This is a genomic window from Streptomyces sp. SID486, from assembly GCF_009865385.1.
Taxonomy (GTDB): domain Bacteria; phylum Actinomycetota; class Actinomycetes; order Streptomycetales; family Streptomycetaceae; genus Streptomyces.
Map to the genome: position 1 here is coordinate 1 of NZ_WWJT01000721.1, position 14707 is coordinate 14707.

Below are 14707 nucleotides of genomic sequence, written 5' to 3' on the forward strand. Positions count from 1 at the left end.
GCACCCGCACCCGCACCCGCACCCGCACCCGCCCGCAACGCCCGCGCCTGCCCCCGGCAATGCGCGCGCCCGTCCCCCGCAGTGCCCGCGCCCGTCCCCCGCAATGCCCGCACCCGTCCCCCGCAATGCCCGCGCCCGTCCCCGGCGACGCCCATCCCGGGGGACGCCCGCGCCCGTCCGCGCACGTGCGCGGTGACCGAGCAAGGGGGCGATCCCGGGTCGCCCGGACGGGACCTGAGGGACCGCGCTGTCAGTCGCGGCCCGTATCCTCAATGACCATGCTCGAAGACCGTGCGACCGCAGTGTCCTCCCCCACCCAGTGGCCGGCCGCGTATCCGAAGGGATACGCGGTCGTTGACGTGGAGACCACCGGCCTGGCCCGGGACGACCGGATCATCTCGGCGGCCGTGTACCGGCTGGACGCGTGCGGCGAGGTCGAGGACCACTGGTACACGCTGGTCAATCCGGAGCGCGATCCGGGGCCCGTGTGGATACACGGTCTGACGAGCGAGGTGCTCGAGGGCGCCCCGCTGTTCGGGGACGTGGCCGAGGAGTTCGCGGCCCGGCTGGACGGCCGGGTGCTCGTGGCGCACAACGCCGTCTTCGACTGGCAGATGATCGCGCGGGAGTACGCGCGCGCACGGCGTGAGGCGCCGGTGCGCCAGCGGCTGTGCACGATCGCGCTGTCGAAGGAGCTGGGGCTGCCGCTGCCCAACTTCAAGCTGGAGTCGCTGGCGGCGCACTTCGGGGTCGTGCAGCAGCGGGCGCACCACGCGCTGGACGACGCGCGCGTGCTGGCCGAGGCGTTCCGGCCCAGCCTGCGGGCCGCGGCGGCGGGCGGGGTCCGGCTGCCGCTGCTGGAGTGCCGGCCGCTGACGGAGTGGTCGGACCGGCCGGTGCCCCGGCAGTCCACGGGCGGCTACGGCGGCTACCGGCCCGGCACTTGGCGCCCGTCCCGCAAACGGCCCACATGCCCCTATCCCAACCCTGGCCGCTACGAAGACGGCAAAAGCCTCAAACAGGGCATGCGGGTGGCCTTCTCCGGCGACACGTCGACCGAGCGCGACCTCCTGGAGGACCGGGCCGTCGAGGCCGGACTGCACGTGGCCACCAGCGTCTCCCGGCTGACCAGCCTGCTGGTGACCAACGACCCCGACTCGGGCACCTCCAAGACGGTCAAGGCCCGGCAGTTCGGCACGCCGATCGTGGACGAGGCCGCGTTCGGGCAGTTGCTCAGGGACGTCGAGCCAGCCGACGGGCGATCGTACGAATGAGTGATTGACCCACGACTCACCCGGACCCCGCTCGCCGCGCCCGCGCCGACGACTCACCCTGTGGCGCATGGCGAAATGTGAAGTCTGCGGAAACGACTACGGAATGTCCTTCGAGGTGCACGCACAGGGCGCGGTCCATGTGTTCGACTGCTTCTCCTGCGCGATCCACCGCATGGCCCCCATCTGCGAGCACTGCCGGGTGCAGATCATCGGACAGGGCGTGGAGGCCGACGGCGCGTGGTACTGCGGTGCCCACTGCGCCCGCGCCGAAGGGAAGACGGGCCTCGTCGACCGGGTGTGACCCGGTACCCGCATGAATGCACCCCACGGCTCGGAGGTACCGTCGTGGGGTGCACCGCTACCGCTTCCTGTTGTCCCGCCAGTGGGTCATCCTCACACTCGTCGCGATCGCGCTGATCCCGACGATGATCAGGCTGGGGTTCTGGCAGCAGCACCGGTACGAGGAGCGCACCGCGCGCAACGACCTGGTCTCCGCCGCGCTGCACGCCGAGCCGGTCCCGGTCGAGCGGCTGACCTCCCCCGGCCACTCCGTGACCCGCGCCGAGAAGTACCGCACGGTCACCGCGACCGGCACCTTCGACACCGCGAAGGAGGTCGTGGTCCGCCGCCGTACCAGTTCCGACGGCGAGGTCGGCTTCCACGTCCTGACCCCGTTCGTCCTCACGGACGGCAAGGTACTGCTGGTCAACCGCGGCTGGATCCCCGCGAACGGCGTGCAGACCGCGTTCCCGAAGATCCCCGCCCCGCCGGCCGGCCGGACCACCGTCACCGGGCGTCTGATGGCCGACGAGACGACCGCGGCGAGCGGCATCAAGAACGTCGAGGGCCTGCCCGACCGGCAGATCATGCTGATCAACAGCGCCGAGGAGGCGCGGCGGCTCGGCGCGGAGGTGCTCGGCGGTTACCTCCAGCAGACCGCGCCCGAGCCCAGGGGCGGTTCCCCCGAGCAGGTCTCCGACCCGGGCAGCGAGGACGCCCCGCTGAACTACGCGTACATGCTCCAGTGGTGGCTGTTCGCGGCGGCCGTCCCGGTCGGCTGGTGGTTCCTGGTCCGGCGCGAGGTCCGCGACCGGGAGGAGGCCGCGGCGCAGCCGCAGCCGGAGGAGAGCGAACCGGCCGCGGTCTGAAGCCGGATCATTGCCCCCCGGGGGGGCCGCGGTCCGAGCCCGCCGCCCGGAGCCCGGATCACTCCCCCCGCAGTGCGAGCCCGCCGCCCGCGGCCCGGATCACTCCCCCGGCTGCCGCCCTGATTGGCCCTCCGGTCCGCCGGGAAACGGCATCCCGTGAACGCGCGCATCGACGACTACGCCCTCATCGGGGACGAGCAGACCGCGGCCCTGATCGGCAAGGACGGCTCGATCGACTGGTTGTGCCTGCCGCGTTTCGACTCCGGTGCCTGCTTCGCCCGGCTGCTGGGCGACGAGGACAACGGCCACTGGCGGATCGCCCCCGAGGGTGCCGGCACCTGCACCCGCCGCGCCTACCGGCCCGACACCCTGCTCCTCGACACCGAGTGGGAGACCGGCGACGGCACGGTGCGCGTCACCGACCTGATGCCGCAGCGCGACCGCGCCCCCGACGTGGTGCGGATCGTGGAGGGGGTCAGCGGCCGGGTCACCGTCCGCAGCACCCTGCGCCTGCGCTTCGACTACGGCTCGGTCACACCGTGGGTGCGCCGCTCGGACGGCCACCGGGTGGCCGTCGCCGGACCGGACTCCGCCTGGCTGCGCGCCGAGCCGGACGTGCACACCTGGGGCGAGGACTACTGCACCCACTCGCGGTTCACCGTCGCCGAGGGCGACCGGGTCGCGTTCGTGCTCACCTGGCACCCCTCGCACCACAGGCGTCCGCCGCTCACCGACCCGTACGAGGCGCTGGAGAGCAGTGTGACCGACTGGCGGCGCTGGGCCCGCCGGTGCCGGTACGACGGCCCGTACCGGGACCAGGTCGTCCGCTCCCTGATCACCCTCAAGGCCCTCACCTACGCCCCGACCGGCGGGATCGTCGCCGCTGCGACCACGTCGCTGCCCGAGAAGCCGGGCGGCGTGCGCAACTGGGACTACCGGTACTGCTGGCTGCGCGACTCCACCCTCACCCTCGGCGCGCTGCTCGCGGCGGGCTACCGCCAGGAGGCGGAGGACTGGCGGGACTGGCTGCTGCGCGCGGTCGCCGGCAACCCGGCCGATCTGCAGATCATGTACGGCGTCGCGGGCGAGCGGCGGCTGCCGGAGACGGAGCTGCCGTGGCTGCCCGGCTTCGCCGGCTCCGCCCCGGTCCGCATCGGCAACGGCGCCGTCGACCAGCTCCAGCTGGACGTCTACGGCGAGGTGATGGACTCGCTGTCCCTGGCCCGCGCTTCGGGGGTGCCGACCCGCCCGCACATGTGGGCCATGCAGCGCTCGCTGATGACGTTCCTGAAGTCGGCGTGGCGGCAGCCGGACGAGGGCCTGTGGGAGGTGCGCGGCGGCCGGCGCCCGTTCGTGCACTCCAAGGTGATGGTGTGGGTGGCCGCCGACCGGGCCGTGCGGACGCTGGAGCGGCACCGGGAGCTGGACGGTGACCTGGAGGGCTGGCGCAGACTGCGGGACGAGGTCCACCGGGAGGTGTGCGACAAGGGGTTCGACGCCGCGCGCAACACCTTCACCCAGTACTACGGCTCGCGCGAACTCGACGCGGCGCTGCTGCTCATCCCGCGGGTCGGGTTCCTGCCGCCGGAGGACCCGCGGGTGGTCGGCACGGTCGACGCGATCCGCGAGGGCCTCGGCCACGACGGCTTCCTCCGCCGCTACGACACCGAGGACTCGCTGGTCGACGGGCTGCCGAGCGGCGAGGGCGCCTTCCTGGCCTGCTCCTTCTGGTTGGCCGACGCGCTGCATCTGACCGGCCGGACGAAGGAGGCCCGCGAGCTGTTCGACCGGCTGGTGGGCCTGTGCAACGACGTGGGCCTGCTGGCCGAGGAGTACGACCCCCTCGACGGCTGCCAGCTCGGCAACTTCCCGCAGGCGTTCAGCCATGTTGGCCTGGTGAACACCGCTCTGACGCTGTACGGGCACGACGAGGCAGGATAGGGGCCATGGATCTTGGACTGAAGGACCGGGTGTACGTCGTCACCGGGGCGACCCGGGGACTGGGCAACGCCGCCGCGCGGGAACTCGTGGCCGACGGGGCGAAGGTGGTCATCACCGGCCGGGACGACAAGCGGGTGGCCGACGCCGCCGCCGGACTGGGCCCGAACGCGGTGGGCGTGGCCGTGGACAACGCCGAGGCCGGAGCTGCCGAACGGCTGATCGCGGCCGCCCGGGAGCGCTTCGGCGGCTTCCACGGGGTGCTGGTGAGTGTGGGCGGTCCGCCGCCGGGCTTCGTCGCGGACAACACCGACGAGCAGTGGCAGGCCGCGTTCGAGTCGGTCTTCCTGGGCGCGGTGCGGATCGCCCGGGCGGCGGCGGCCGAGCTGGCGGAGGGCGGTGTCATCGGCTTCGTGCTGTCCGGGTCGGTGTACGAGCCGATCCCGGGACTGACCGTGTCCAACGGGCTGCGGCCGGGGCTGGCCGGGTTCGCCAAGTCGATCGCCGACGAGCTGGGGCCGCGGGGCATCCGGGTGGTGGGGCTGCTGCCGGGCCGGATCGCCACCGACCGCATGCGGGAACTGGACGCGCTGTCGGCCGACCCCGAGGCCACCCGGGCCGCCAACGAGTCGCGGATCCCGCTGCGGAGGTACGGCAGGCCGGAGGAGTTCGGGCGGGCCGCCGCGTTCGTGCTGTCACCGGCGGCGTCCTACATGACGGGGGTCATGGTGCCGGTGGACGGAGGGACACGGCACGGGTTCTGAGGGCCGTCCTCCGGGTACGGCGGCTCCGGACCGGCCGCGCAGTTCCCCGCGCCCCTGGGGGGGGCGGGGTTCTGGCGGCCGTCGTCCGAGTACGGCGACGCGTCCGGCCGGTGGCGCGGCTGCGTGCCCCGGGGGCACGTTCCGGTGGCCGGCTGCCGGGTGGGGTGCCGTGTCCGTGCGGCCCGGAGGGCTACTCGCCGATACCGGCCAGGTCCCGCAGGCGCCGGGCCTGGGCCGCGCGCTCCGCGACCCGCTGCTCCTCGTAGGAACGGCCGGCCGCACCCCGCAGCAACCCCTTGGTCTCCACCACGGCGTCCCGCGGCGCGGCCAGTACCGCGGCGGCCAGGTCACGCGTCGCCGCGTCGAGTTCCGTCGCGGGGACCGCGAGGTTGGCCAGCCCGCTGGACACCGCCTCCCCGGCCCCGACGAACCGCCCGGTCACGCAGATCTCCAGCGCGCGGGCGTACCCGACGAGCCCGACCAGCGGGTGGGTGCCGGTCAGGTCGGGGACGAGACCCAGGCTGGTCTCGCGCATGGCGAACTGCACGTCGTCGGCGACGACCCGCAGGTCGCAGCCGAGCGCGAGCTGGAAGCCGGCTCCGATGGCATGTCCCTGTACGGCGGCGATGGACACGACGTCGGTCCGCCGCCACCAGGTGAACGCCTCCTGGTATTCGGCGATGGTCGCGTCGATCCCGGCGTCGTCACGGCGCGCGAGATCGATGAAGGTCGGCTCGCCCGGGATCCCCTCCGGGGTGAACATCTGACGGTCCAGCCCGGCGGAGAAGGACTTGCCCTCGCCGCGCAGCACCACGACGCGAACGGAGCCGGGCAGCAGCCGCCCCGCCTCGGCCAGCGCCCGCCACAGGGCGGGGCTCTGCGCATTGCGCTTGGCCGGGTTGGTCAGCGTCACCGTGGCGAGCGCGTCGTCGACGGTGAGCCGTACGCCGTCCTTGTCGAGTACAGGAGCGAGGTCCTGGTCGGGCGAAGCCATGGGGCGCCTCCGATGGGGTGCGGTCGTCACGCAGTGCCGTACGGCATGCTAAGTGACTGCACAGTAACCACCCGGTCGATCACGCTGCCGACCGGGTGGCCACCATCGAAGCCGATGGCCGCCCGGAGTCAGGACGTAGCGGCCTTCTTGCCCCGGGTCGCTCCGCCACGCCCACGCAGCGTGACGCCCGACTCGCTGAGCATCCGGTGTACGAAGCCATACGAGCGGCCGGTCTCCTCGGCCAGCGCCCGGATGCTCGCACCGGAGTCGTACTTCTTCTTCAGGTCTGCCGCGAGCTTGTCGCGCGCGGCGCCGGTCACCCGGCTGCCCTTCTTCAGAGTCTCGGCCACCCGTGCCTCCTCATGGGAAGTGCGCTCTGGTCTCCTCATGATCACCCCTACCGGGCGGGATGGCCACCCATTCGGCAAGGTCGGTGAGACATCGTTGTGACGACAGGAGTCGATCCCCACATGCGGAATGGCCAATTCCGACGGCTGGGATCGAGGGGTCCGTCCGGGCGTTTCCGAGAAGTGCCAGGTCAGGGACGCAGAGCGGCCGATCCCTGCACTGTGCAGGGATCGGCCGGAAAATCCGTGTACGACACACCTCGATACGAGGAGATGTCACACAGATGATGGATCACGGATCGGCTGAATGATCCATACTCAGTGGATCAGGCATTCGATCACGCCAGGGCGACGAGATCCGCGTAGTCGGAGCCCCACAGGTCCTCGACGCCGTCCGGCAGCAGGATGATCCGCTCCGGCTGGAGCGCCTCGACGGCGCCCTCGTCGTGGGTGACCAGGACGACCGCGCCCTTGTAGGTGCGCAGGGCGCCGAGGATCTCCTCGCGGCTGGCCGGGTCCAGGTTGTTCGTCGGCTCGTCCAGCAGCAGCACGTTCGCCGAGGAGACGACCAGCGTGGCCAGGGCGAGACGGGTCTTCTCGCCGCCGGAGAGAACGGCGGCGGGCTTGTCGACGTCGTCGCCGGAGAACAGGAACGAGCCCAGCACCTTGCGGACCTCGACCAGATCCATGTCCGGGGCGGCCGAGCGCATGTTCTCAAGGACCGTCCGCTCCGGGTCCAGGGTCTCGTGCTCCTGGGCGTAGTAGCCGAGCTTGAGGCCGTGGCCGGGGACGACCTCGCCGGTGTCGGGCTGCTCCACCCCGCCGAGCAGGCGCAGCAGGGTGGTCTTGCCGGCGCCGTTGAGGCCGAGGATGACGACCCGGGAGCCCTTGTCGATGGCCAGGTCGACGTCGGTGAAGATCTCCAGGGAGCCGTACGACTTCGACAGCCCCTCGGCCATCAGCGGCGTCTTGCCGCAGGGCGCGGGCTCCGGGAAGCGGAGCTTGGCGACCTTGTCGGACTGGCGGACCGCCTCCAGGCCGGAGAGCAGCTTGTCGGCGCGGCGGGCCATGTTCTGCGCGGCGACCGTCTTGGTGGCCTTGGCGCGCATCTTGTCCGCCTGGGAGTGCAGGGCGGCGGCCTTCTTCTCGGCGTTGGCGCGCTCGCGCTTGCGGCGCTTCTCGTCGGCCTCGCGCTGCTGCTGGTAGAGCTTCCAGCCCATGTTGTAGACGTCGATCTGGGAGCGGTTGGCGTCCAGGTAGAAGACCTTGTTGACGACCGTCTCGACCAGGTCGACGTCGTGGGAGATCACGATGAAGCCGCCGCGGTAGGTCTTCAGGTAGTCCCGCAGCCAGGCGATCGAGTCCGCGTCGAGGTGGTTGGTCGGCTCGTCGAGCAGCAGGGTGTCGGCGTCCGAGAACAGGATCCGGGCCAGCTCGATACGGCGGCGCTGACCGCCGGAGAGGGTGTGCAGGGGCTGGCCGAGCACCCGGTCGGGCAGGTTCAGGGCGGCGGCGATGGTGGCGGCCTCGGCCTCGGCGGCGTACCCGCCCTTGGTGAGGAACTCCGTCTCCTGGCGCTCGTACTGCCGCAGGGCCTTCTCGCGGGTGGCGCCCGAGCCGTTGGCGATGCGCTGCTCGTTCTCGCGCATCTTGCGGATCAGCACGTCCAGGCCACGCGCGGACAGGACACGGTCGCGGGCCAGCACGTCGAGGTCGCCGGTACGGGGGTCCTGCGGCAGGTAGCCGACCTCGCCGGAGCGGGTGATCGTGCCGCCGGCGGGGATGCCCTCGCCGGCCAGGCACTTGGTGAGAGTGGTCTTGCCTGCGCCGTTGCGGCCGACGAGACCGATGCGGTCGCCCTTGGCGACACGGAAGGTGGCGTTCTCGATGAGGACGCGCGCACCGGCGCGCAGCTCGATACCGGAGGCGGAGATCACGGACAGACTCCAGGGCAGACAGGGGTTGACGGATGGGCGGCTGAGGACGTTCCCGCCGTCTAATGCGCGAGGAGAAAGGCCATGGGCCCCAGTCTAACGGGGCCGGGCAAGCGGTTTTCCTGCGTCCAGGCGCCCCGGGCGCGGGCCGGGGAGGTCGTTGCCCAGCGGGGTGCGGCCGGGCGCGATCCGGCCCAGGTCGTCCAGGGCCACGAGCTGGCCGGTCCAGGAGGCGTCCGCGCACGGCTGTGCCAGGAGCAGGGCTGCGCCCCGGCGCAGGGCGGCCTCGGGCCGGAAGGCGCAGCCCGTGCGGGCGGGCAGCACCCAGCGCAGATCGCCGTCGGCGGTGCGGTAGGCGGTGACACGGTGCGGGGTGACGACCCCGAGGATGCCCCGGCCCAGCGGGCGCAGGACGCCGGTGCCGCCCTGGGCGGGCAGCCACTCGGCCGCGTCGGGCAGGGCCCGGTGCCAGCGCACGGAACGGCCGTCGGTGTCGGTGAGCAGTCCGTCGTCCCAGAGCGTGATCGCCGCCCCGCGCGCGGGCACCACGTCCAGGGGGCGGTGCCCCGCGCGCGCGTAGCGCCACCGCGGCGCACCGGTGCGCGGGTCGTAGCCGACCACGGCGGCCCCGCGCGCCCGCGCGGCCCACGTCCCCGGCCCGCCGGGCAGGAGCCGGTCGCCGTAGGGAGCGGGCCGCAGCCGGTGCGCCACCCCGAGGGACCCGGCGGCCACGGCGACGAGCAGCAGGCCGACGAGGAGACGGCGGGCGGCGAGGACGGCCGACGGCGGAGCAGCCGGGTGCCGCGGGGCGGCCGGGGCCGGGGTGGGTCGTGAGGTGGCCGGGGCCGGCGGAAGTGCCACCTTGCCCCCTTCGCTCTCCACCGTCCCGGAACAGGTGCCGAGCGTAGTCACCGGCCCGGGGACCGGCAGGGCGGCCGGGCGGGCGGGGACGGGATGTCACCGGTTCGGCGGCGGGGCGGGTGGAGAGCCGGGGTCACCGGGTCGGCGACGGGGCGGGTGGGGAGCCGGGGTCACCGGGTCGGCGGCGGGGCGGGTGGGGAGCCGGGGGTCACCCGTTCGGCGGTTGACCGGCAGTGGAGAGCGGTGGAGCGGGTAAGGATGACGCCAGGGTTCGGACGATGCGCGCCGCGGCGCGGTCGGAAGGCGGTGGCGCGTGCAGTTCGACGACGACGCGAATCTGGACACCTCCGAGGTGCAGGACGTGCGCGGCAGCCGGCTCCCCGGCGGCCGGGCGACCATCGGGGGCGGCATCGTCGGCCTCGTCGCCCTGCTGCTGGGGCTCTTCTTCGGGGTCGGGCCGGACCAGCTGGGGCTGTCCTCCGGCGGCGACCAGGCCGCGCCCACCTCCTCCTCGCTGGCCCAGGTCCAGCAGAGCTGCCGCACCGGCCGGGACGCGAACACCAGGTACGACTGCCGGGCGGTGGCCGTGGTGAACAGCGTGCAGGACTACTGGACCCAGGAGTTCCGGCGGCGGGGGCGGACGTACACCCCCTCCTCGACGGTGCTCTTCAGCGACCGGATCGGTACGGCCTGCGGCACGGCGACCTCGGCGGTCGGGCCGTTCTACTGCCCCGGGGACCGCAAGGTCTATCTGGACCTGGGCTTCTTCGACGAGCTGCGGTCCAAGTTCGGCGCGTCCGGCGGCCCCTTCGCCCAGGCGTACGTGATCGCTCACGAATACGGGCACCACGTCCAGGACCTGCTCGGTGTGCTCGGCCGGTCCCAGGACGGGCTGACCGGTGAGAACAGCGGCAGCGTGCGCACCGAGCTGCAGGCGGACTGCTACGCGGGCGTGTGGGCCCGCCACGCGACGACCACGCCCGACGAGTCGACCGGGCGCCCGCTGATCACCAGCCTGACGGCCGCCGACATCAGGGACGGCCTGGACGCCGCGGCGGCCGTGGGCGACGACCGCATCCAGGAGCGGTTCCAGGGCCGGGTGACACCGGAGACCTGGACCCACGGGTCGGCGCTCCAGCGGCAGCAGTGGTTCCAGCAGGGGTACCGCACCGGTGACATGGCGCGTTGCGACACGTTCCGCTGACACGTTGTCAGTGGCGCCTGCGAGACTCGGGGAGCACGGCGGAACCGACGCACGAAGGCGCGTGAACGCGCACGAAGGAGTGATCGGCATGGCAGGCACGGGCGGCGCGCGGCCGAGCGTCTATCCCACGCTGCTGTACGCGGACGCGAAGGCGGCGATCAGGCAGCTCACCGAGGCCCTGGGCTTCACCGAGCTGTCGCTGTACGAGACGGAGGACGGCAAGGTCATGCACGCCGAGCTGGTCCAGGGCGGCGGCGCGGTGATGATCGGCTCCAAGGGCCGCGGCGGCCGTTTCGACGCGCTGATGAAGGGCGCCGGCCCCGCCGGGGTGTACGTCGTGGTGGACGACGTGGACGCCCACCACCAGCGGGCCGTGGAGCACGGCGTGGAGATCCTGATGCCCCCGACGGACCAGGACTACGGCTCGCGGGACTACCTGGCCCGGGACACCGAGGGCAACATCTGGAGCTTCGGGACCTACGCCCCGGAGATCGGGGCCTGAGCCGCCCCGGCCCCGCTCATCCCCCGGTGTGCACCTGGAACGCGGCCCGGCGCACGGCCTTGGCCAGGGCCGGGTCGGGGTGGGCGGCGGCGAGCGCGACCAGGACCTGCACGGTGCGTGGATGGCCGACGGCGCGGACCTCGTCGAGCAGCCGGGGCACGGTGGGCTGCACCGCGGACTCCAGGTGCCGCACCAGCATCGGCGCCTCACCGTGGTCGGCGACGGCGGCGGCGGTGTCCACCCACAGCCAGGTGGCCTCCTCCCGGGTGAGCACCTCGTGGGCGTCCTCCGGGTCGACACCGTCGTGCTCGGCGAGCCACAGCAGGGCGTACGGCCGCAGCGCCGGCTCGTCCACGACGGCCCGCACGTCGGGCTCGGCGGGAGCGCCGACGACCCGCAGCGCCTCGAAGGCCAGGCCGCGCAGCAGGGCGTCGTCACCGCGGGCGGCGTCGACGAGCTGGGTGACGGCGCCGCCGACGGGGCGGGCGGCGAGCCAGGCGCGGTACTCGGCGCGGGCCGCGTTGGGGCGGAGCTGGGCGCAGCCGCGCAGCATGTCCTCCGCGGACTGCTCGATGTTGCCGGCCGGGCTCTGCGCGGCCACGCAGATCTGCTCCAGCTTGACCCAGACCGCCCAGCTGCCCAGCGGGGTGAGCGTGGCCTGGCCGTCTCCGTAGGTGAGGGCGCCGACGGAGGCGAGGGCCCGCAGGGCCCAGTCGAGCAGGGGGGCCAGCGGGGCGTCGGCGCCGGGGGCGGCCGGGGCCGGCGGTCCGGCGGGCTGTCCGGTGCCGGGCTCGTAGGAGACCTCGCAGCGTTCGGTGCGCAGTTCGGTGACCCGCTGCTGGAGCAGGTCGAGCAGCTGCTCGACCGGGACCGGGCCGGCGGAGAGCTGGAGGAAGGAGAGCAGCTGCGGCATGGCCGAGACGACCTCGGCGACGGCGGCCGGCTCGTGACCGTCCGGTTCGGGGCAGGCGAGCGACCAGGCGTCGAAGAGGGCGACCCAGCCGCGCAGGACGGCGCTGTCGTCCCGGTCCCAGGCGCGCAGGCGCCAGCCGGGGCGCGCGCTGTCACCGTGCACCTCGACGAGTCCGGCGAGGCGGGCGGTGTCCCAGTCCGCGCGGATCTGAGCGGCGCTCAGGCCGAGGTCGGCGGCGGCGCGTTCGGCGGTGGCGTCGGAGAGGGTGGCCTTGCCGTCGGTGGTGGCGCTGTCGCGGCCGGGTCCGAGGGCCGCGTCGGCCCAGCGGGCGACGCGGGCCGCCCCGGCCAGGCCGGTGCGGGCCATTCCGGCCAGTTCGGCGGGGGCGGGGGTGCCCTCCGGCGGCCGGGGTGCGGGGCGGCTTGGGCGCCGCTGGTTCACAGCTCTGGGGGCGGCGGCCAGGGGTCGCGGTCGGACGAGTCGGAGCCTGGAGTCGCGCGGGATACGGGACGTCACGGGTGCAGTCTTCCGGTTGACGGTCCGAAAACCCAAACGGAATGTCACGGCGGGCGACGGGGCTGGCCAACGCACGGGGTGTGGAAGGGGTGGCGCAGGCGCGATCCGGCCAGCCGTACGGCCTTAAACGGAATGCTGCGCACCGGTGCCGGCCGGGGCTCGGCGCCGGCCGGGCCCCGGGGCCGGGGCGTCACATCAGCGGGGTCAGGAACCGGCGCAGCCGTTCCTCGTACTCGTCAGGGTCCGCGTTCCACATCGCCGCGTGCGGGGCGTGCGGGACGGTGTGCAGGGCGACGAGGTCGGGGCGGCGCCGGGCGAGCAGGCGGGAGAACTCCCAGGGGGCGACCCGGTCGTCCGGGCCGTGGACGATCAGGGTGGGGACCCGCAGCCGGTCGGGACCGGTGCTCTCGGCGACCCGGTCGGCGTGCAGTCCGGCTCTGCCCTGCGCGGCCCGCACGGCGAGCGGCAGCAGCGGCTGCGGGGTGTGGCGGGCCCGGGCCAGGGCGCGCAGCGTGGCCTCCCAGCTGAGCACCGGCGAGTCGAGGAAGAGGCCGGCGATGCGGTCACGGACCCCGGAGCGCTCGGCGGTGCGCAGGGCCATGGTGGCGCCGGTGGACCAGCCGAGCAGGACGACCCGCTGCGCGCCGTGCCGGAGGGCGTAGCGGACGGCCGCCTCGGCGTCGCGCCACTCGGTCTCGCCCAGGTGGTTCAGGCCGTCCGGCGGGCGGGGAGCGCCGAGGTCGCCGCGGTAGGAGAGGGCGAGGACCGGCAGCCGGCGGCCGTGCAGGAAGCGCAGGACGTTCAGGGTCTGCTCCCGGGTGGTGCCGAGGCCGTGCAGGGCGATCACCCAGGTGTCCCGGTGGCCGGGCACGAACCAGGCGGGCAGGTCCCCCAGTTCGCCGGGCACGTCGACGTCGGTGTGGTCCAGGCCGAGGGCGGTGCCGGGGTTGCCGACGTACAGGTTGGGCGTGAGCCACACCGCGTCGCCGGACGTGAGGGTGCCGTGGGTGACGCGTTCCAGCCGCCGTACCACGGTGTCGGCGGTGTGCGCGGCGGCCTCCAGGACGGGGCCGACGACCGCGTGGGAGCCGTCCCCGGCTAGGCCGTAGGTGCCGGGGCGCAGGGCGGCCAGGTCACGGGTGAGTGTGATCTGCCCGGCGGCCGTGCCGTGCACGGTCAGGCGGGGTTCCGTGGGCAGGGGACGGCCCGCGGGCGCCTTCAGCGCGGCGTCGCTGGCCAGCCGGCCGGCGGCGACGGAGGCCGTGCCGGCGGCCAGGACGGCGGTGAGTGCGGTGGCGGTCGCTTTCACGGTGCGCACGGCTCCAGTGTCGTGGGGGTTCACGCCCCCGGCCAGTGGAAGGGCGGGGCGGGGTGGGGCCGGCGGGCGGGGCCCGGGCGTGCGGAGCAGGGCCGGAAGACGGTGGCGCAGCGCCGCGAGCGGGACCGGAAGACGGCGGCCGGTGCGGACGGGCGAGGGGAAGAGACGGCGGGGCAGGACGTGCCGTAGCGCGGTGGCGCGCGGTGCTCTCCGGGGGCGGAGCGAGGGGGTGCGGGGCAGGGCGTTGCTCGGCAAGGGGTCACCTCCGTTGGCCGTACCCCTTCAAGCGTGCCCCGGCCTCGGCCACTTGTGCCTCGGTCAGCAGGGTCGGTGTCAGGCCCGGTACCGAGGAGGCCGTCAGCCACAGGCGGCACATCCACTCCAGCTGGGCGGTGCGGTCGTACGCCTGGTCGAGGGTGGCGCCGTAGGTGATCGTGCCGTGGTTGCGCAGCAGGCAGCCGGTACGGCCGTCGAGGGCGCGCAGCATGTTCCCGGCCAGTTCACCGGTGCCGTAGGTGGCGTAGGGGGCGACCCGTACGGGCCCGCCAAGAGCGGCGGCCATGTAGTGGACGAGCGGCAGTTCGGGCACGAGCGTGGAGACCGCCGTCGCGTGCACGGCGTGGGTGTGGACGACGGCACGGGCGTCGGTGGTGCGGTAGACCGCGAGGTGCATGGGCAGCTCGCTGGTCGGTACGAGTGTGCCGAGCACCTGCCGTCCGGTGAGATCGACGCCGGTGAGGTCGGCGGGGGTGAGCCGGTCGTAGGGGACGCCCGAGGGAGTGACCAGCACGAGATCGCCGACGCGCGCGGAGACGTTGCCGGAGGTGCCGACCACCAGCCCGTCGGCGACGGTACGGCACGCCGTGCGGACCAGGTCCGCCCAGAGCCGTGCCACGTCGGACCGCGTGTCCGGCGGGTCCGGTCGCGCGTCCTGCCGGTCCGGTCCGACGGTGCGCCGCCGCGTGTCCTGCGGGTCCGGTCCCGCGTCCTGCCG

At 73.8% G+C, this 14707-nt stretch carries 14 protein-coding genes; 7 read left to right on the plus strand and 7 right to left on the minus strand.

Annotated elements, in window-relative coordinates; all coding sequences use genetic code 11:
- The first annotated feature begins 278 nt into the window (after positions 1-278).
- The 5 genes from GT045_RS33870 (at position 279) to GT045_RS33890 (ending at position 5124) form a co-directional block, all read left to right on the plus strand.
- Complete coding sequence (locus GT045_RS33870) at positions 279-1274, plus strand: DEDDh family exonuclease (RefSeq protein WP_161336531.1); 996 nt, start codon at positions 279-281, stop codon at positions 1272-1274.
- 67 nt (positions 1275-1341) lie between these two features.
- On the plus strand, positions 1342-1575 hold the full coding sequence (locus GT045_RS33875) for a hypothetical protein (protein WP_161293145.1): 234 nt from the start codon (positions 1342-1344) through the stop codon (positions 1573-1575).
- Between the two features lie 16 nt (positions 1576-1591).
- Positions 1592-2422, plus strand: coding sequence for an SURF1 family protein (locus GT045_RS33880; protein ID WP_202529273.1), 831 nt, complete (start codon positions 1592-1594; stop codon positions 2420-2422).
- A 156-nt stretch (positions 2423-2578) separates the two neighbouring features.
- Positions 2579-4363 (plus strand): glycoside hydrolase family 15 protein, encoded by a 1785-nt coding sequence (locus tag GT045_RS33885; protein WP_161336533.1) that lies wholly within the window; start codon positions 2579-2581, stop codon positions 4361-4363.
- A 5-nt stretch (positions 4364-4368) separates the two neighbouring features.
- Complete coding sequence (locus GT045_RS33890) at positions 4369-5124, plus strand: SDR family oxidoreductase (RefSeq protein WP_161336534.1); 756 nt, start codon at positions 4369-4371, stop codon at positions 5122-5124.
- A 190-nt stretch (positions 5125-5314) separates the two neighbouring features.
- Here the strand turns inward: GT045_RS33890 and GT045_RS33895 are convergent, their stop codons facing one another.
- The 4 genes from GT045_RS33895 to GT045_RS33910 form a co-directional block, all read right to left on the minus strand.
- Positions 5315-6118: an enoyl-CoA hydratase/isomerase family protein gene (locus tag GT045_RS33895; RefSeq protein ID WP_161336535.1), complete on the minus strand. Its 804-nt coding sequence runs from the start codon at positions 6116-6118 to the stop codon at positions 5315-5317.
- 128 nt (positions 6119-6246) lie between these two features.
- Positions 6247-6468, minus strand: a complete 222-nt coding sequence (locus tag GT045_RS33900) for a helix-turn-helix domain-containing protein (RefSeq protein ID WP_010355597.1) — start codon at positions 6466-6468, stop codon at positions 6247-6249.
- A 335-nt stretch (positions 6469-6803) separates the two neighbouring features.
- Positions 6804-8402, minus strand: coding sequence for a ribosomal protection-like ABC-F family protein (gene abc-f / locus GT045_RS33905; RefSeq protein ID WP_161293133.1), 1599 nt, complete (start codon positions 8400-8402; stop codon positions 6804-6806).
- A gap of 93 nt (positions 8403-8495) precedes the next feature.
- Complete coding sequence (locus GT045_RS33910; protein ID WP_345942836.1) at positions 8496-9260, minus strand: hypothetical protein; 765 nt, start codon at positions 9258-9260, stop codon at positions 8496-8498.
- 313 nt (positions 9261-9573) lie between these two features.
- Between GT045_RS33910 and GT045_RS33915 the strand changes: the two genes are divergently transcribed.
- Both GT045_RS33915 and GT045_RS33920 read left to right on the plus strand, forming a co-directional pair.
- A complete protein-coding gene (locus GT045_RS33915; RefSeq protein WP_161291387.1) occupies positions 9574-10464 on the plus strand; it encodes a neutral zinc metallopeptidase in 891 nt (296 codons plus the stop codon).
- Between the two features lie 88 nt (positions 10465-10552).
- Complete coding sequence (locus GT045_RS33920) at positions 10553-10966, plus strand: VOC family protein (RefSeq protein ID WP_161291389.1); 414 nt, start codon at positions 10553-10555, stop codon at positions 10964-10966.
- Between the two features lie 16 nt (positions 10967-10982).
- Here the strand turns inward: GT045_RS33920 and GT045_RS33925 are convergent, their stop codons facing one another.
- From GT045_RS33925 to GT045_RS33935, 3 genes are all read right to left on the minus strand, one after another.
- Positions 10983-12395, minus strand: a complete 1413-nt coding sequence (locus tag GT045_RS33925; protein WP_345942837.1) for a hypothetical protein — start codon at positions 12393-12395, stop codon at positions 10983-10985.
- A 190-nt stretch (positions 12396-12585) separates the two neighbouring features.
- On the minus strand, positions 12586-13713 hold the full coding sequence (locus GT045_RS33930; protein ID WP_161336537.1) for an alpha/beta fold hydrolase: 1128 nt from the start codon (positions 13711-13713) through the stop codon (positions 12586-12588).
- 259 nt (positions 13714-13972) lie between these two features.
- On the minus strand, positions 13973-14608 hold the full coding sequence (locus GT045_RS33935) for a class II aldolase/adducin family protein (protein WP_161297718.1): 636 nt from the start codon (positions 14606-14608) through the stop codon (positions 13973-13975).
- Between the last annotated feature and the right edge of the window lie 99 nt (positions 14609-14707).